The 17,400-nt window shown below is 67.9% G+C and carries 15 protein-coding genes; 9 read left to right on the top strand and 6 right to left on the bottom strand.

What is annotated here, in order from left to right; all coding sequences use genetic code 11:
• Positions 1-105 precede the first annotated feature (105 nt).
• A complete protein-coding gene (locus tag G6N32_RS26765; RefSeq protein WP_163789479.1) occupies positions 106-1,512 on the top strand; it encodes a PE-PPE domain-containing protein in 1,407 nt (468 codons plus the stop codon).
• A gap of 138 nt (positions 1,513-1,650) precedes the next feature.
• On the opposite strand, the gene ilvD is transcribed toward G6N32_RS26765, so the two are convergent.
• On the bottom strand, positions 1,651-3,348 hold the full coding sequence (ilvD, locus tag G6N32_RS26760) for a dihydroxy-acid dehydratase (protein ID WP_115318143.1): 1,698 nt from the start codon (positions 3,346-3,348) through the stop codon (positions 1,651-1,653).
• 79 nt (positions 3,349-3,427) lie between these two features.
• Here ilvD and G6N32_RS26755 point away from each other — a divergent pair, with 79 nt between their 5' ends.
• The 5 genes from G6N32_RS26755 (at position 3,428) to G6N32_RS26735 (ending at position 8,338) form a co-directional block, all read left to right on the top strand.
• Positions 3,428-4,021 (top strand): DUF305 domain-containing protein, encoded by a 594-nt coding sequence (locus tag G6N32_RS26755; protein WP_115318144.1) that lies wholly within the window; start codon positions 3,428-3,430, stop codon positions 4,019-4,021.
• Positions 4,022-4,312 carry a copper-sensing transcriptional repressor RicR gene (gene ricR, locus G6N32_RS26750; protein ID WP_115318145.1) on the top strand — a complete coding sequence of 97 codons (291 nt, stop codon included), beginning with the start codon at positions 4,022-4,024 and terminating at the stop codon, positions 4,310-4,312.
• Positions 4,313-4,392: 80 nt separating this feature from the next.
• Entirely contained in the window at positions 4,393-5,604 is a 1,212-nt protein-coding gene (locus tag G6N32_RS26745; RefSeq protein WP_115318992.1) for an MFS transporter, read from the top strand.
• A 145-nt stretch (positions 5,605-5,749) separates the two neighbouring features.
• A complete protein-coding gene (locus G6N32_RS26740) occupies positions 5,750-6,820 on the top strand; it encodes a L,D-transpeptidase (RefSeq protein WP_115318993.1) in 1,071 nt (356 codons plus the stop codon).
• Positions 6,821-6,886: 66 nt separating this feature from the next.
• Positions 6,887-8,338 (top strand): alpha/beta hydrolase, encoded by a 1,452-nt coding sequence (locus tag G6N32_RS26735; protein ID WP_178059248.1) that lies wholly within the window; start codon positions 6,887-6,889, stop codon positions 8,336-8,338.
• On the opposite strand, the gene G6N32_RS26730 is transcribed toward G6N32_RS26735, so the two are convergent.
• Positions 8,335-9,555 (bottom strand): MFS transporter, encoded by a 1,221-nt coding sequence (locus G6N32_RS26730; RefSeq protein ID WP_115318147.1) that lies wholly within the window; start codon positions 9,553-9,555, stop codon positions 8,335-8,337. The genes G6N32_RS26735 and G6N32_RS26730 overlap by 4 nt on opposite strands.
• A gap of 105 nt (positions 9,556-9,660) precedes the next feature.
• On the opposite strand from G6N32_RS26730, the gene G6N32_RS26725 reads away from it, so the two are divergent.
• Entirely contained in the window at positions 9,661-10,005 is a 345-nt protein-coding gene (locus G6N32_RS26725) for an ArsR/SmtB family transcription factor (RefSeq protein ID WP_410432373.1), read from the top strand.
• Here the strand turns inward: G6N32_RS26725 and G6N32_RS26720 are convergent.
• On the bottom strand, positions 10,002-11,978 hold the full coding sequence (locus G6N32_RS26720) for a M13 family metallopeptidase (RefSeq protein WP_115318148.1): 1,977 nt from the start codon (positions 11,976-11,978) through the stop codon (positions 10,002-10,004). The two genes, G6N32_RS26725 and G6N32_RS26720, sit on opposite strands and share 4 nt — an antisense overlap.
• A gap of 70 nt (positions 11,979-12,048) precedes the next feature.
• Between G6N32_RS26720 and G6N32_RS26715 the strand changes: the two genes are divergently transcribed.
• A complete protein-coding gene (locus G6N32_RS26715; RefSeq protein ID WP_115318149.1) occupies positions 12,049-12,636 on the top strand; it encodes a hypothetical protein in 588 nt (195 codons plus the stop codon).
• Positions 12,633-13,322 (top strand): hypothetical protein, encoded by a 690-nt coding sequence (locus G6N32_RS26710; RefSeq protein ID WP_115318150.1) that lies wholly within the window; start codon positions 12,633-12,635, stop codon positions 13,320-13,322. Before G6N32_RS26715 ends, G6N32_RS26710 begins: the two co-directional genes overlap by 4 nt.
• Here the strand turns inward: G6N32_RS26710 and G6N32_RS26705 are convergent.
• Genes G6N32_RS26705 through G6N32_RS26695 form a run of 3 tightly spaced genes read right to left on the bottom strand, consistent with a single transcriptional unit; the run spans position 13,309 to position 17,157 of the window.
• Positions 13,309-13,728 carry a CoA-binding protein gene (locus tag G6N32_RS26705; protein ID WP_115318151.1) on the bottom strand — a complete coding sequence of 140 codons (420 nt, stop codon included), beginning with the start codon at positions 13,726-13,728 and terminating at the stop codon, positions 13,309-13,311. The two genes, G6N32_RS26710 and G6N32_RS26705, sit on opposite strands and share 14 nt — an antisense overlap.
• 4 nt (positions 13,729-13,732) lie before the next feature.
• Positions 13,733-14,221 carry an XRE family transcriptional regulator gene (locus G6N32_RS26700; protein WP_115318152.1) on the bottom strand — a complete coding sequence of 163 codons (489 nt, stop codon included), beginning with the start codon at positions 14,219-14,221 and terminating at the stop codon, positions 13,733-13,735.
• Complete coding sequence (locus tag G6N32_RS26695) at positions 14,218-17,157, bottom strand: MMPL family transporter (RefSeq protein WP_115318153.1); 2,940 nt, start codon at positions 17,155-17,157, stop codon at positions 14,218-14,220. Before G6N32_RS26695 ends, G6N32_RS26700 begins: the two co-directional genes overlap by 4 nt.
• Positions 17,158-17,400 lie beyond the last annotated feature (243 nt).

Below are 17,400 nucleotides of genomic sequence, written 5' to 3'. Positions count from 1 at the left end.
CCGCCGCCGACCTGAGGGGTTATGTTCGCAAAACAGCCTCGTGGGGGCGGCGATCGGGGGTTTCAGATGGTAGCTGCGGCGTTTTCAAAGAAGATCCGGCAGGGAGTGACGGCCGGAACAAGGAAGACCGCGCTGCTGGGCGCGGCCGCCGCCACCGCGGTGGCCATGACGATGGGCACGGTCGCCGAACCCGTGGCGCCTGCCGCAAACGCCCTGACCCTCGACACCACCACGACCGGGCCGCTGCTGTGGCTGATCAATCAGCTCGGAGTGGACAGCTACACCTTCGACAACATCCCCGTCGTCGGATCCATCACGCTGGCCTTCGACTGGCAGAAAGCCGACCCGGTCGGACTGAACAACCTGCTGAACGCGGAGCCGTTCGGCGGGTTCGTCCTCGGCACCGCGACCCGGCCGAACATCCTGGCCAGCAGTCCCACCGGTCCGCTGCTGATCGCCTCGGGCACAGGCGTTCCCGCTGCGCTCCAGACCTATCAGGCATTGCTGTCCAGCGCCAACGGCAACACTCTGCCGGGATACGATCCGCTGGTCGCCGCGGGCAAGGTCAGTTCGATCACCGGCCAACCGTGTTCGTCGGGCATCACCTGTGTCCAGGGCACCAACGTGACCAACCTGCCGATTGCGTTGGTGCGCAACCCCGAGACACCGAACGGCGGCCTGTATTCGCGATTCGCCCCGATCTTCAACCTGTTCGGGATGAATCCGGTCAGTCCCAACGCCGGCTCCGGATCGAGCCTCGGCATCCGATTCAACGGCGCGTTCGTCAACGTCGCCCTCGGCTACGACATGTTGTCGGACTTCCCGGAGACGCTGAACCCGTTCTCGCTGGTCAACTCCGTCATGGCGAGCGTGCTGCCGACCTACCTGCTCGGCGGCGCGGAGTTGAAGGGCACCAGCATCAACACGATCGAGGGCAATCTCATCGCGCTGCTGACCCTGGGTACCCCCAGCACGACGTACAGCACACTGGTGCCCACCGATCTGCCGCTGCTGGAACCGCTGCGACTGCCGTCGCGCATCCTCAATGCGGTGTTCAAGGCGGCGAAGATCCCGATCACGCTGGGCACGCCGCTTGCTGACGCGCTGCAGCCGGCGTTGTCGATTCTGGTCAACATCGGTTACACCGACGTGCAGACACCGAGTGAGGGTGGCACCTACAACCGCACGTATGACCAGTCGTCCCAATACGTTCCGTTCCTGTCGCGGGCGACGCTGACGCCGCAGGAGTGGGCCGCGGTCCCCGGGGACGTGGTCAAGGCGCTGTTCACCGGATTCCGGGATGTGTTGAGCGGCAAGCCCACAACGACGCCTGTGCCCGTGCCAGAGCCCTCGGTGACGGCAGCCGCGGCGCCGGCGTTGGCGGCCGTACCCTCGCCGAGTGCCAAGTCCGGCAAGCCGTCGAAGAAGTCGAGTTCGACGTCGAGCAAGAAGGCTTCAGCGCCGAAGCCCTCGGCCAAGAAGGGCGTGGGCGGGTCCAAGCGGGCAAGCTAGGTGCGGGCGCTCCCGCCCCGGAGGCCACTATGTGATTGTTCGCCAACGCGATATCATTGGTGCTATCGCGTTGGCGAACAGCACACCCACCCACCCGACGAGTTCGAACTATTGCAAAATCGCCGAGCATGCGGCGAACTAGCCGCAGACCGCGCCGCTCGCCGCCGAGCCGACCAGCTTGCGGTACTTGGCCAGCACACCGGTGGTGTACTTCGGCGCGGGCGGGGTGAATCCCGCTTTGCGCGACTCGAATTCGGCCTCATCGACCAGGACGTCCAGCGTGCCCTTGCCGACGTCGAGACGAATCCGGTCACCGTCTTGGACGAACGCGATGGGACCACCGTCGACCGCCTCCGGCGCGATGTGCCCGACGCACAGGCCGGTGGTGCCACCGGAGAACCGGCCGTCGGTCATCAACAGCACGTCCTTGCCGAGGCCGGCACCCTTGATCGCGCCGGTGATCGCCAGCATCTCGCGCATGCCGGGGCCGCCCTTGGGGCCCTCGTAGCGGATGACGACGACGTCGTTGGCCACGATCGTCCCGTCCTCCAACGCATCCATCGCCGCGCGCTCGCCGTCGAAAACCCGTGCGGTGCCCTCGAAGACGTCGGAGTCGAAGCCGGCCGACTTGACCACGGCGCCCTCCGGCGCGAGCGATCCGTGAAGGATCGTGATGCCGCCGGTCGGGTGAATCGGATTGCTCAGCGCGCGAAGGACTTTGCCGTCCGGGTCCGGCGGCGCGATGTGGGCGAGGTTGGCGGCCATGGTCTCACCGGTGACCGTCATGACGTCACCGTGTAAGAGGCCGGCGTCCAACAGTGCTTTCATGACCACCGGCACACCGCCGATGCGGTCGACATCGAACATCACGTGCTTGCCGAACGGCTTGACGTCGGCCAGGTGCGGCACCTTGGCGCCGATGCGGGTGAAGTCCGCCAGATCCAGCTTCACGTTCGCCTCGTGGGCGATCGCCATCAGGTGCAGCACCGCGTTGGTGGATCCGCCGAACGCCATCACGACCGCGATCGCGTTCTCGAAGGCTTCCTTGGTCAGGATGTCGCGGGCGGTGATCCCGCGGCGAAGCAGCTCCACGACCGCCTCGCCACTGCGGCGGGCGTAGCCGTCGCGGCGCCGATCGGTCGCAGGCGGTGCCGCGCTGCCCGGCAGCGACATCCCCAGCGCCTCGGCCGCGGACGCCATCGTGTTGGCGGTGAACATGCCGCCGCAGGCGCCTTCGCCCGGACAGATCGCCCGCTCGATGGTGTCGACGTCCTCGCGCGACATCAGCCCGCGCGCGCACGCGCCGACAGCCTCGAACGCGTCGATGATCGTCACGTCCATCTCGGTCCCGTCGGACAGCTTGGCCCGACCCGGCAGGATCGAACCCGCGTAGAGGAACACCGCGGCCAGATCCAGTCGCGCGGCGGCCATCAGCATGCCGGGCAGCGACTTGTCGCAACCCGCCAGCAGCACCGAGCCGTCGAGGCGCTCGGCCATCATGACCGTCTCGACGCTGTCGGCGATCACCTCGCGCGACACCAACGAGAAGTGCATGCCCTCATGGCCCATCGAGATGCCGTCGGACACCGAGATCGTGCCGAACTCCATCGGATAACCGCCGGCGGCGTGCACGCCCTCCTTGGCGGCCTGCGCGAGCCGCTGCAGCGACAGGTTGCACGGAGTGATCTCGTTCCACGACGACGCCACCCCGATCTGCGGCTTGGCGAAGTCCTCGTCGCCCATGCCTACCGCGCGGAGCATCCCGCGGGCTGCGGCCTTCTCCAGGCCGTCGGTGACGTCGCGACTGCGGGGCTTGAGATCGGGGGTTTGGCTCACCGGACAAGTATGCCGTGGTCGGGGGTGCCCACCAAATTTCTTTTATACCCCCGAGGGGTATTGAAGGTACGGTGAAAACATGACATCCACGCCCACCCGCATCGTGGCGGTCGCCGCAGCCGTCTCCACCGCCGTCGTCGTGTCGTCCTGTAGCAAAACCGAGGACCACACCCAGCACGCCGCGTCGACCGTACCGACCAGCCAAGCGGTGGCCGCGCACAACGCCGACGATGTGATGTTCGCGCAGATGATGATCCCGCACCATCAGCAGGCCGTGGACCTGGCGGCGATAGCTGCCGTACACACCACCAATCAGGCCGTCCGCATCCTGGCCGGCAAGATCGCCGACGAACAACAGCCCGAGATCGACCAGATGAACGCACTGCTGCAGCAGTGGGACGTCGACCCTGCGACGACAGACCACAGCGGGCACGGCGCCGCCATGCAGGGCATGGTCGACGACGCGACGATGACCAAACTCAAATCGCTCAACGGGCCACAGTTCGACACACTGTGGCTGCAGGCGATGATCGGCCACCACCAGGGCGCCATCGAGATGGCGAAGGCCGAGATCGCCAACGGTCAGAGCGCCGACCTGACCGCGATGGCCAAGTCCATCGTCACCGCTCAACAGGCCGAGATCGATCAGATGAAGCAGATGCTGGGAGGTTAAATGACTGGCGCACATGGCTATTCGTCGCAAAAGGACAACTACACCAAGCGGTTGCGGCGTATCGAGGGTCAGGTCCGCGGCATCGCGAAGATGATCGACGAGGACAAGTACTGCATCGATGTGCTGACCCAGATCAGCGCCGTCAACAGTGCACTGCAGTCGGTGGCGCTCGGCCTGCTCGACGAACACCTCAGCCATTGCGTCAGCCATGCGGTCGCCGAGGGCGGCGACGAGGCCGACAAGAAACTGGCCGAGGCCTCGGCTGCGATCGCGCGCCTGGTCCGCTCCTGACCCAACACCGCGCGGCGACATAGGGCGGTCAGATCAGCCGGAGTCGGCGCGTGAGCCGATACCGTGAACCCGTGCCCACCGTGCAGCGCACGTGGACACCGCGAGTCGCCACAGCGCTGGCCGTGCTGGCCGCCGCGGCGTTCATCTACGTCACCGCCGAGATCATGCCGGTCGGTGCGCTGTCCGCCATCGCGCGCGACCTGCACGTCAGCGAAGCGATGGTGGGCACCCTGCTGGCCAGCTACGCGTTGGTGGCCGCACTGGCCACGATGCCGCTGGTGCGGTGGACGGCGACGTGGCCGCGGCGGCGCACGCTGTTGTGGACGCTGGCCTGCCTGTCGATTTCGCAACTGATCTCCGCGCTGGCGCCGACCTTCACGGTGCTGGCCGTCGGCCGGGTGCTGTGCGCGCTCACGCACGGGTTGATGTGGTCGGTGATCGCCCCGATCGGTGCGCGGCTGGTTCCGCCGAGCCACGCCGGGCGCGCCACGATGGCGGTCTACGTCGGCACCGGCCTGGCGCTCGTGGTCGGCAGCCCGCTGACCGCGGCGATGAGCGAGCTGTGGGGTTGGCGGCCCGCCGTCGGTGCCATCGCCGTGGCGTCGGTGCTCGTGCTCGTCGCGGCACGGCTGGCTCTTCCGGCGATGGCGTTGACCGACGCGGCAGCCGGTGCGCGGCCCCGGCGAGTCGTCCACCACCGCAACCGCCCGCTGCTGATGCTGAGCGTGCTGACGCTGGTGGGTGTCACCGCCCACTTCATCTCCTACACGTTCATCGTGGTGATCATCCGGGACGTGGTCGGCGTGCACGGGGCGCACCAGGCCTGGCTGCTCGCGGCGTACGGGGTGGCCGGCCTGACCGGCATGGCGTTACTGGCCCGGCCGGGGGACCGTCGGCCCAAGGCAGCGGTGATGGGTTGTCTGGCCGCGTCGTCGCTGGCGTTCGCCGCACTGGCAGCGCTGGGTCACCTCGGCTGGCACACCGCCGCCGTCGCAGCGGCCGGGGCGGTGGCGATCGTGCTGTGGGGTGCCACCGCCAACGCGATGCCGCCGATGTTGCAGACCGCCGCGATGCGGCATTCCCCGCAGGATCCCGACGGCGCCTCCGGGCTCTACGTGGCGTGCTTCCAGGTCGGCATCATGGCCGGCTCGCTGACCGGCGGGCTGCTCTACCAACGGGCCGGCGTCGCGACCATGCTCACCGCGTCATGCGTGCTGATGCTGGGCGCATTGGGTTGCGTGATGGTCAGCCGGGGCCTGTTCGCGGACCGCCCGGCTACCAGCGAAAAGTAACGCTTCTCACCCCCCGCCCGACGATCTGCACAGTTCAGGGCAGTGACGGAGTTCGCGGCCGGGTTCGCCGGCGAATGAACTCGGGAAGTGCACCCAGCGTGTTATGTCAGACTGGGTCAACGTCGGTTTCGAGGGAGTTTTGGTTATGACGCTGCGGGTGAAGGGGGCCATCGCCACCACGCTGTGCGTGGTCGGAGTGGCCGCCGGAATCAGTCTCGGCAGCGGTTCGGCGCTCGCCGATCCAGATCAGGCGCCCGCCGATCCCGGGATCGCCGACGTACCTCCCGCCCAGGTGCCCGCACCCGATCCGTTCGCGCCGCCACCGGTCGACCCCGCGGCGTTCCCGCCGCCAGCCCCGGTGGGCGACCCGGCCGTCCCGGCGCCCGACCCGTTTGCTCCGCCGGCGCCACCGCCGGTCGATCCGGTGGCCGCTCAGCAGGCCGCCGCGGCAGCCGCTGGTCCGGTCAAAGGCCAGAACCCGACGCCCTACACCGGGGATCCGGTGTTCGCGCCGCCGACATTCAATCCCGTGAACGGCGCCATGGTCGGCGTGGCCAAACCAATCATCATCAACTTCGCGCGTCCGATCGCCAACCGGCCGATGGCCGAGCAGGCCATCCACATCTCCTCGGTGCCACCGGTTCCGGGCGCCTTCTACTGGACCACCGACACCCAGGTCCGCTGGCGGCCGTACAACTTCTGGCCGCAGGGCACAGTCGTCAACATCGACGCCAGCGGCGCCAAATCCAGCTTCCGCGTCGGTGATTCGCTGGTGGCCACCGTCGACGACAAGACCCATCAGATGACGATCACGCGAAACGGCAAGGTGGAGAAGACCATGCCGGTCTCGATGGGCAAGCCGGACGGTAAGCACGAGACCAAGAACGGCACGTACTACGTGCTGGAGAAGTTCCCGGACATCATCATGGACTCGTCCACCTATGGGGTGCCGGTGAATTCGGCCGAAGGCTACAAGCTGAAAGTCCAGTGGGCGGTGCGCATCGACAACAGCGGCGCCTTCGTGCACAGCGCGCCCTGGTCGGTGGCCGATCAGGGCAAGCGGAACGTCAGCCACGGCTGTATCAACCTGTCCCCGGACAATGCCAAGTGGTTCTACGACAACTTCGGCAGCGGCGACCCGATCGTGGTCAAGAACTCCGTCGGCACCTACAACAACCCCGACGGCGCCGACGACTGGCAGTGGCAGCTGGCGTAGCCAGTCCCCTACTGGCCTAGCTGGTTTCAAAGCTTAGGCACAGAAACGAACTCCACAATGGGGTTCGTGCCGCCTACCCCGACACCGCCGCCGCCGACACCAACGGCACCCCTGCCTCAGCTGCCCGCGCCTGACTTTCACCAGTACGCGCACGGCGTTTCACTGCTGGGCGGTTGGCTGCCGCTGACCGTCGAGATCGTGGCAGCGATCGCGCTCGTCGTCGCGATCGGGTGGCGGCGAAGCAGGCGCTGGTGGTTTCTGTGGCTGCCGGTCTGCGTGGTCGTCGGCCTACTCGGCGCGCTCGCCGCGCGCACGTACGTCAACTCCGAGGGTCTGGCCTCAGACCCGGCGCCGTTCTATTTGTGGGTCTGGGTAGGGGTTTTCGCGGCCGGGATCGCGGTGGCGATCCTGGGCTGGCGGGGGAATTCCTGGTGGCGGCGAGGTGTCGCCGTGCTGACCATCCCGTTGACCTTGGTGGCCGCGCTGCTCGCGCTCAACAAGTGGGTCGGCTATTACCCGAGCGTCCAGACCGCCTGGGGGGCCTTGACGGCCGGACCGTTGCCCAATCAGATCGACGTCGCCGACCTGCCCGGCCTGCGCAACACCGTGCAGACGGCAGGCAAGCTCGTCGAGGTCGACATCCCCGCCGACGCAAGCGGATTCAAGCACCGTAGTGAGTACGTCTACCTGCCGCCGGCCTGGTTCGCCGGTGCGACCCCGCCGCGCCTGCCGGTCATCATGATGGTCGCCGGCGAGTTCAACACCCCGGCGGACTGGATCCGCACCGGCAACGCGATGCCGATCATCGACGGCTACGCGAAAGCCCATGGCGGACAAGCGCCGATCTTCGCCTTCGTCGACTCCGGCGGAAGCTTCAACAACGACACCGAGTGCGTCAACGGTCCCCGCGGCAACGCGGCCGATCACCTGACCAAGGACGTCCGGCCCTACGTGGCACAGCATTTCGGCGCCTCCGATCAGGCAGCCAACTGGGCGGTGGTCGGCTGGTCGATGGGCGGCACCTGCGCGATCGACCTGACCGTCATGCATCCGGATCTGTTCAGCACCTTCGAGGACATCGCCGGCGACCATGGCCCCACCTCCGGGACCAAGGACCAGACGATCAGCAGGCTGTACGGCGGCGACGCGGCCAAGTGGGACGAGTTCGACCCGCGGACCGTGATGATGCGGCACGGGCCGTATCAGGGTGTCGCAGGCTGGTTCGAGGACACCGTGACACCGACCAACACCGCGTCGCCGTACGGCGCGGGCGGCGGGCACCGGCCGCAGTCCGACGCGCCCACCGGTTTCGGCGGGCACGACGAGTTCAGGGATTCCGACGAGGCCGGGGCGGCCGACGATCTGTGCGCGACGGCGAAGACGGTCGGCATCTCCTGCTCGGTGCACCGCATCATCAGCTTCCACACCTGGCAGTTCGCCGAGCGGGCCTTCTCCGATGCGCTGCCATGGCTGGCCGCTCAGATCAGGACGCCGGGCGCGACGGACTCGCCCGCCTAGGCATTCCCGGGTCGCTGCGCTCCGGCCCGCCGACTGAGGCCCACTGCGGCGGCCCCCAGGCAGGCCAGCGCCACGATCAGTGCGAACCACGGGAACACCTGCGCCAGCGGCCATCTGGTGGCCGCCCAGCCGGCGGCGATCGTCGGCAGTGCCATCGCGGTATAGGCCAGCAGGTAGAACGCCGACATCGTCTCGCCGCGGCGGTCCGAGGGCACCACGTCGGACAGGTGGCGCAGCGAGCCGCCGAAACCGAGTCCGAACGTCGCTCCCAGCAGTGCCGCGGCAGCGAACACCAACGGCCAGCGGTGGGTGAGCAGCACCGGGATGGTCAGCAGCAGCGCGGCGGCCATGCCGATGTCGCCGATCACCGCCGAGCGCTTGGCCGGAACCCGGGTAGCCACCAGCTGCGCCATCGCCGCGGAGAATGCGGTGACCCCGACGACGCCTCCGCCGAACACCAGGTTGTGCATGTGGGTCTGCTGCGCGGCCAGCGACGGATACAGCGACAAAAGCACCCCGAGCACCGACCAGGACGCCATCGCGCCGAGGGCGGCAAACCAGAAGTCCTCGCGGATCGCCTGCGGCACAGCCGGTTTACTGATCCGGATCCGGCCGCCGGTGCGGCCCTCATGGGTTTCCCGTAGGGCCACCACGCCGATACCGACGATTGCGCACACCACCGCGACGACCGCATACGGGGTGCGCAGCGGGTGCGCGACGTACTGTGCCAGCAGCGACGAGCCGACGATCGCCACCGTCATGCCGATGTTGAAGCTCACGCCGCTGAGCTGGCCGCTGCGCACCCCGTGGTGCGGCCGCAGGTCCAGCAGCGCGGCAGCCGCGGCGACGACGATCGAGCCGACGGCGGCGCCGTGAATGGTGCGGGCCAGCAGCAGCATTTCGATGCTGTCGGCGATCAGGAAGATGCCCAGGCCGGCGATCAGTGCGATCAGCGCGCCGAGGAGTACCGGCTTGCGGCCCACGACGTCGGAGATGCGGCCGGACACCAGCACCGCCGCCAGCGCGGCGAAGGCGTACACCGCGAACACGACGGTGGTGGCGAGCGGCGAGAGATGCCAGTTCGATTCGTAGATGCCGTACAGCGGTGCGGGCAGGCCCGAGACGCCGAGCGCGACGCCGCTGAGCACCAGAAGCAGGGGGTACGCCCAGCGCTGGCCGGTGACGTCAGCGGGTGACGTCTCCTGCACACAGGCCATGACAACTCCGGAGTAGTTTGATGGTCATCGAACCCGTTCGAGCGTACGCTAGGTTTGATGCTGATCAAACTTCGCAGGCCGTGATGGCGGACACAGGAGACAACCGTGGTTGAGGTGCAGGCATTCCCTGCCGACAGCTATCCCGTCCATCAAGTCGGGCCGCTGCATCAGGTGCTCGCGGCGCTACAGGATCCCGCTCGGCTGGAGATGATCCGACGACTGCGCAACGCCGGCGTACCCATGCAGTGCAGTGCGCTCTACGACGGCATCAACAAGTCCACCGCCACCCACCACTTCAAGATCCTGCGCGAAGCCGGACTGCTCGAACGATTGGTTCTCGGCGGCCTCACCCACCAGCGGCTGCGTGCCGAGGAAATCGACGCCGCACTACCCGGGCTGCTGGCGTCGGTGGTCGACGGCGCCAACCGCGAGGTCGCTGCCCGCGGTTAGCTCCAGATGCGGACGCGCCGGTCGGGCTCGAGGTACAGTTCGTCGTCCTCGCTGACGTCGAACGCCTCGTAGAACGCGTCCATGTTGCGGATCACGCCGTTGCAGCGGAACTCCGGCGGCGAGTGTGGATCGGTCGCCAGGCGCCGAATCGCCTCGGCCTCACGAGATTTCGTACGCCACACTTGCGCCCAGCCGAAGAACACCCGCTGCCGGCCGGTCAACCCGTCGATCACCGGAGCTTCCTTGCCGTCCAGCGACAGTTCGTAGGCCAGCAGCGCGATCGACAGCCCGCCGAGGTCGCCGATGTTCTCGCCGACCGTGAACGCACCGTTGACGTGGTGGCTCGGTGCAAGGCCACGCGGCACGAACTCTTCGTACTGCTCGATGAGTTGCTTTGTGCGCGTGCCGAACTCGGCGCGGTCCTCGTCGGTCCACCAGTCGACGAGGTTGCCGTCGCCGTCGTATTTGGCGCCTTGGTCGTCGAATCCGTGGCCGATCTCATGGCCGATCACGGCCCCGATGCCGCCGTAGTTCGCCGCGTCATCGGCCTCGGCGTCGAAGAACGGCGGCTGCAGAATCGCCGCGGGGAACACGATCTCGTTCATACCCGGGTTGTAGTAGGCGTTGACCGTCTGCGGGGTCATGAACCACTCGTCGCGGTCGACCGGGCCACCGAGCTTGGCGAGTTCCCGGTCGTGCGCGACCTCGGCGCCGCGGATCACATTGCCGTACAGATCGTTTCGATCGATCACCAGCGCCGAGTAGTCACGCCATTTCTTCGGGTAGCCGATCTTGGCGGTGAACTTGTCCAGTTTGGCGAGAGCGCGCTTGCGGGTCTCCGGCGTCATCCACTCCAGGTCGTTGATGCTGACCCGGTAGGCCTCGCGCAGGTTGTCGACGAGCACGTCCATGCGGGCCTTGGCATCCGGCGGGAAGTGCCGCTCGACATACAGCCGTCCGACCGCGTCGCCCATCAAACTCTCCACCAGCGACACCGCCCGCTTCCAGCGTTCGCGGATCTGCTCGGTACCGGACAGGGTGCGACCGTAGAAGTCGAAGTTCGCCTCGACCACCGCCTCGGTCAGATAGGCGGCGCGGGCGTTGATCAGCCGCCAGCGCGCCCAGTCCTGCCAGTCGGCGAAGTCGTGACCCGACCACAGCTCGGCGAAGGCGGTGAGGTAATCAGGCTGACGCACAACGAGTTCGGCGACCACGTCCGGGGTGGTGCCCTGCGCGCCGATCCAGCCGGCCCAGTCGAAGCCGGGCGCCTCGGCGGGCAGATCGGCGAAGTTGCGCAGGTTGTAGGTCAAGTCCGCGTCGCGGCGCTTGACGACATCCCAGTGCGCGGCAGCCAGTTTGGTCTCCAGGGCGACGATTCGCGCGGCCCGCTCGGTGTGGTCCTCGGCGCTGCCGCCCAACACGAGCGCGAACATCGCCGCGATATGCGCCGGGTAGGCACCCAGGATGGAGGCGTGCTGCTCGTCGCGGTAGTACGACTCGTCCGGCAGGCCCAGGCCCGACTGCGTGACGTGCAGCAGGTATCGCATCGAGTTCTTGGAATCGGTGTCGATGTAGAGCCCGACACCGCCGCCGACACCGGTGCGCTGCAGTGCCCCGATCACCGCGGCCAGGGCAGCCGGGTCGGCGGCCGCATCGATCTGCGCCAGCTCGTCGAGCAGCGGCTGCACGCCGCGGCGCTCGACGGCCTCGGCGTCCAGGAAGCTGGCGTAGAGGTCACCGATCCGCTGAGCATCCGTCCCCGGCTCACCGGCCGCGGACATGATCAGCTCGCGCACCTGCTCCTCGGCCCGGTCGTACAACGTCCGGAACGCGCCGTCGGTGGCCCGGTCACCGGGGATGGTGTACTCGGACAGCCACCGTCCGTTGACGTGACCGAACAGATCGTCTTGGGGGCGAACCTGGGCCTCGACGTGGGACAAGTCGATGCCCGAGCGCAGCGTTTCTACCGTCACCCAACCATCCTTACCAGAGGTCCGACCTCGGCGTCCGGCCCGCAGGTGGCCGCCCGGTAGCCTCGCCTTCATGCCTGAGGCCGAACCGACCGATGACGGCGCCGACGAGCGCACCTTCACCGGCTACGGTGTCGCCTCCGCGGTCCTCGGTGTGCTGGCCGTCGCGGCCGTCGTCCTCGGCGCGCTGATCTGGTCCGGGCACCACGACGCCGCCGACGAGCGGGCCTATCAGTCCAAGGTGATGTCAGCCGCCGCGAACTGGACAAGTGTTCTGATCAACATGAACGTCGACAACGTCGACGCCAGCCTGGCCAAACTGCACGACGGCACCGCGGGCCAGCTCAACTCCGATTTCGAAGCCGCCATCAAGCCCTACCGCGAGGTGGTCCGCACCCTGCAGGCCCGCACCACCGGACAGATCGAGTCGGTGTCCTTCGAAGCGGTCCACCACGACCTGAATGTCCAGCCGGGTCAGGCCCCGCAAGCGCCCGCCCTGCCGCCGGAACTGGCCAACCGCACCGACTCCGTGTTGGTGATCGCCACTTCGGTCAGCGAGAACTCCGGCAACAAGCCCACGACCGTGCGCTGGAACCTGCGCCTCGGCGTTTCCGACGTGGACGGCAAGCCGATGATCTCGCGGCTGGAGTCGTTGCGATGAGGAACCTGGCCCGCGTCCTGGCCTTCGACATAGTCGCGCCGCTGGCCGCCATCGCGGCCCTGCTGGCCATCGGCGTGGTGCTCGGCTGGCCGCTGTGGTGGGTGGCGGTCTGCTCGATGCTGTGCCTGCTCATCGTCGAGGGCGTGATCGTCAACATCGTGCTGTTCCGCCGGGATTCGGTGACCGTCGGCACCGACGACGACGGTCCCGGCCTACGCCTCGCCGTCGTCGCGCTGGCCACCACGGCGCTGGTCGCCACCGTCGTCGTCGGCTACACCCAGTGGACGCGCCCGGACCGGGATTTCACCCGCGACTCCGCCGAGGTGGTGCGCATCGCGACCGCCGCCTCCGAAGCCACGGCGACGTTCACCCCGGCCGACCCCACGTCGTCCATCGACCGGGCTGCGACGTTCATGGCACCCGACCGGGCCGATGCGTTCAAGAACGAATTCGGCAAGTCCACTTCGGATCTGGCGAAGAAGAACATCTCCGCCACGGCGCAGACCATCTCGGCCGGACTGGAGGCGCTGGGCCCTACGGCGGCCAGCGTGGCGGTGGTGATGCGGGGCACCCAGAGCCAGCCGGGTCAGCAGCCCAGTACCGCGGTGCTGGCGTTGCGGGTCAGCCTGGCCAAGCAGGACGATCGCTGGCAGGTTCTCGACATCTCGCCGATCAACGCCCGATGAGCCGGGCGTAGTCCACCTTCAAACACCGGTCCATGACAACACTCAGCCCGGCGGCGCGCGCCTGCTCCGCCACCTCGTCGTGCCACAGACCCTGTTGCAGCCACAGGTATTTCGGATGTGGGCTCAGTGCGAGCGTGTCGGCCAGCACCCCGGGCAGATCGTCGTAGCGGCGGAACACGTCAACCATGTCCGGCACGACGGGCAGTTCGGCCAGCGACGGATAGACCTGCACGCCGTCGATGTCGCTGATGTTCGGGTTCACCGGGTACAGCTCGAAATCGCTGAACCGCGCCAGGTACTGATACACGTCATGGCTGGGCCTGGCCGGATTGTCGGAGACCCCCACCACCGCAACCGTGCGGGTATCGCGCAGAATCGCTTCCAGCTCAGCTGAATTCGGACTCACCGGCTCATTGCCCGCCGGACGCGCGCTGGGCGCGCATCTTGGCGAACCGGTCCGACAGCCTGCGCATCCGGATCATCAGCGACGCCGGGGGACTGACTGTGGCGTCGAGGTAGGAGACCAGATCCGACTGGGCCACCCCGATCCGGGAGGCGAATTCCTGCTCGGCCAAGCCGGACCGGTCGAGCAGCAGCCGCACGTGCCGGGCTGCCTCGGCGCGCTCGTTGGCCTCCAGGTGGCTGCGCGCGCGCAGCAGCACCTCGGCCAGTGCCTTGGAGATGCCATATGGCTGGGAGTGCTCGAGCACTTCCTCGACCTGGCGGGCGGTCCGGCCGTACGGATCGCGCTTGATGGCCATCACGATCCGCTGCCAGACGGTGATGTCGCCGGTCTCGAGCGCCTCGCGGATGGAGGCCGTTGGCCAGAACTCGACAGGACGGGGGTCGATGAAAGTTTGCGCGGCCGGTGCGGCATCGCGTTCCGCTGCCACCGTCACCTCGCCTCCTCCAGGATCGCCACCGCCACCGCAAGGCAACGCTGCCTGATCCGCTCCCATTCGGCGGCCCCCTCCGGCCCAGCCCACCGCTCGTCGTCGCCGAGATCGGACGGGTCGGGGTCGGCCAGCCGGCGGACCAGCTGAGTCGCCACCCATTGTCGCTTAGGTTGTCCAGAACAGTAATACCGGTCCATCCCTGCGAGTACCACCGCGGCGGTCTCGGTATCCATCCCGCCGACCAGGTCGGCGAACTCGGCGAAATCCGACCGGCTGTTGCGGCACATGATCAGAAACGCCTGCATGCGCAGCGTCTCTGCACACGTCGGGATCTGCAACCGGTCACCGGTCGGCAACTGGACGTGGGTGGTCTCCACCGGGCTGAGACGCTCCACGCCGCCATGCATGTCGTCGGCGGCCCCGGTCTCCAACGCGTCCAGGGCGATCGCGAGCCGGCCCCGCCACATCGTGACCGGATGCACCGGCCGCGGCGTCGACGTCCTGGCACTGCGGTAACCGCGGATCAGCTTGACCGTCGAAGTGCCGCCCGGGCCGATGCGCACCGGTCGGGCGCGGGCGTCGTCACTGCCCTTGACCTTGCCCGCCAGCTCGCTGCATCCGGTGAACGCCAGCGGATCGGCCACGCTGACCGCGTCCGGGGCCAGGGTCTTCAGCTTGGCCGCACCCTTGACCACCATCTTCAGATCAGCGGTCGGCGGCACCAGCGACGAGATGTCGTCGGGGATGACGACGAGGTCGCCGAGGTCGACCTTGGGCAGCGGCTTCTCAAAGTCGACCGACGGCAGGATCCGGGCCAGCCAGGCCGGCAGCCACCAGTTCCATTGGTCGAACATCGCCATCAGCGCAGGCACCAGGATCAGCCGGACGATCGTGGCGTCGACGGCGATGGCCACCGCACACGCCACCCCCAGCTCGGCGACCAACGGCATGCCGGCGAATGCGAACCCGATGAACACCGCGATCATGATCAGCGCGGCGCTGGTGATCGTGCGGGCACTGGTGGACACGCCGTAGGCGACCGCGTCGCGGGTGTCACCGACCTGCACGTAGCGCTCCCGGATGCGGGTGAGCAGGAAGATCTCGTAGTCCATCGACAGGCCGAACGTCATCGCCAGCACCAGCGGCGGGATCGTCGAGTCGATGGAGGTGATCCGATGGAAGCCCAGCTCTTCCAGCCAGCCCCACTGGAAGACCATCACCAGGCTGCCGTAGGCCGCGGCGACGGACAGCACCGTCATCAGCACGCCCTTGAAGGCCAGGAACACCGACCGCACCGAGATCAGCAGCATCACGAACGCGATCGCCGCGACGAACACGAACACCAGCGGTTGGGTGTGCCCGACCCGGTCGTCGAAGTCCTTGATCAGTGCGGTCGGGCCGCCGACGTCGATCTGCGCGCCCTTCGCCGCGGGCAGTGCGGTGAGGTGGCTGCGCATCCAGTCGATCGAATTGCGGGCGGCGAGATCCTCCGGGTCCACCGACAGGATCGCCGAGATCAGCGCGCTGCTGTTGTTGTCGGCGAACACCGGCGTCGACACCGAGACGACGTCGGGCGCCTTCGAGATCTCGGTGTTGATCGCGTCCAGCGCGGCGGCGTTCTTCGGGTCGGAGGCCGCGCCGCCCGGAAAGGTGACCAGCACCCGGACCGGGCCCAGCGCGCCGGGCCCGAGTGCCTGGGCGGCCGCGGCCACCCCGCCGCGGACCTCGTGGGTGGCCGGGAACTGTCGCTGCATGCTGTTGCCGAGCACCATCGAGAACGCCGGCGCGGCCATCAGCAGAAGGACCGCCGTGGCACCCAGCGCCGACAGCCATGGCCGTCGCATCACCTCGCCGACCCAGCGGGTCCAGAACCGCGATTGGGTCGCCTCGGCTCGGCGGGACCACTGCAGCAGCGGCGAGCGTCGGGCCACCGGTCTGCCGAACGTGGCCAGCACCGCGGGGGTCAACGTCGTCGAGGTCAGCACCGCGACGGCGACGGCCAGGATCGCGCCGGTGGCCATCGACCGCAGTACCGGTGTGTTGATCAGGTAGATGCCGGTCAGCGAGGCGATCACGGTCAGACCGGACAGCAACACGGCCAGACCCGAGGTGGCCATCGCCGCATCGGCCGCCTGCTGCGGGTCGCGGCCCGCCCGAAGTTCCTCGCGGTAGCGCATCAGGATGAACAGTGAATAGTCGACGGCCAGCGCGATGCCGAACATCGACACCGTCGACGTCACGAACACCGACATGCTCATGACGGTCGACAGAAGATAGACCACGCCCATCGTCACCACGACGGTGCACACCGCCAGCAGCAGCGGCACCGCCGCGGCCGCCAGCGAGCCGAACACCGCGAGCAGAACAATCAGAACGATCGGCAGGTTCCATCGCTCGGCCTCGGCGATGTCGTGTTTGGTGCTGGTCTGAGCGGCGGCGCCGAGCGCGCCCTGACCGATCACGTACAGCTTGACCCGGCCGTTCTGGATCTGGCCGGGCTGGTCGCCGGTCACACCGATCTTCTGGCGCAGCTGCCGCGCGACGTCGACCGCACCGGTGTTGTTGAAGTCCAGCCGCAACGACACCACGTAGGGCCGGTCCGGGGCAGGTGCGGGCTGACCTTGGTTGGGCACCACCACGACGCTGGGGACCTGCTTGGCCGCCTCCTCCAACTGCGCGACGGCGGTGTTCATGTCGGCGTAGCTGGCGTCGGCGCGGGGCGCCGCCACCAAGGCCAGCGGGGACGCGCCCTGGTCGGGGAAATGGTCCTCGAGCTGATACTGCACATGCAGCGACTGGGAGCCGGCCACGTCGAAGCCACCACCGGTCAGGTGATTGGACTCGGTGAGGGCCAGATATACCGACGGCACCAATGCCAGCAACCAGCACGTGAACACCAGCCAGCGGAATCTGCGCAGGTTGCTGCTGAGGCGCATCATGAACTGCTGGATGGCTGTCTCCCCGCATTCTCCCCGGATTGCGTGGCTGCGAGCGTACCGCAGATGCCTGTGCGCTGACCTGTCGTGATCCGCGGTCTTAGCTGGATTGAGACCTCGGCGATCAGGCTCTCGTTACCCGCGCACGAGTGGCGGCCCGGCCGTTGCCGATGGCAGGATGTCCACCGACCACGTCAAGGGTCGGGGACCGTGCCGACGGCGAAGCGATGCTGCGCCGCGGCGTGA

Origin of the sequence: Mycolicibacterium aichiense (genome assembly GCF_010726245.1) — a bacterium.
Classification (GTDB): Bacteria; Actinomycetota; Actinomycetes; order Mycobacteriales; family Mycobacteriaceae; genus Mycobacterium; species Mycobacterium aichiense.
The sequence above is the reverse complement of the archived record's forward strand: the minus strand, read 5'-3'. Positions and strand labels throughout refer to the sequence as shown.

What these genes read in the sequence shown, in the direction of transcription:
- G6N32_RS26755 (WP_115318144.1), top strand. Translation starts at nt 3,428, where the DNA reads ATGACATCCACGCCCACCCGCATCGTGGCGGTCGCCGCAGCCGTCTCC.
- ricR (WP_115318145.1), top strand. Translation starts at nt 4,022, where the DNA reads ATGACTGGCGCACATGGCTATTCGTCGCAAAAGGACAACTACACCAAG.
- G6N32_RS26740 (WP_115318993.1), top strand. Translation starts at nt 5,750, where the DNA reads ATGACGCTGCGGGTGAAGGGGGCCATCGCCACCACGCTGTGCGTGGTC.
- G6N32_RS26730 (WP_115318147.1), bottom strand. Translation starts at nt 9,555, where the DNA reads ATGGCCTGTGTGCAGGAGACGTCACCCGCTGACGTCACCGGCCAGCGC.
- G6N32_RS26715 (WP_115318149.1), top strand. Translation starts at nt 12,049, where the DNA reads ATGCCTGAGGCCGAACCGACCGATGACGGCGCCGACGAGCGCACCTTC.
- G6N32_RS26710 (WP_115318150.1), top strand. Translation starts at nt 12,633, where the DNA reads ATGAGGAACCTGGCCCGCGTCCTGGCCTTCGACATAGTCGCGCCGCTG.
- G6N32_RS26695 (WP_115318153.1), bottom strand. Translation starts at nt 17,157, where the DNA reads ATGATGCGCCTCAGCAGCAACCTGCGCAGATTCCGCTGGCTGGTGTTC.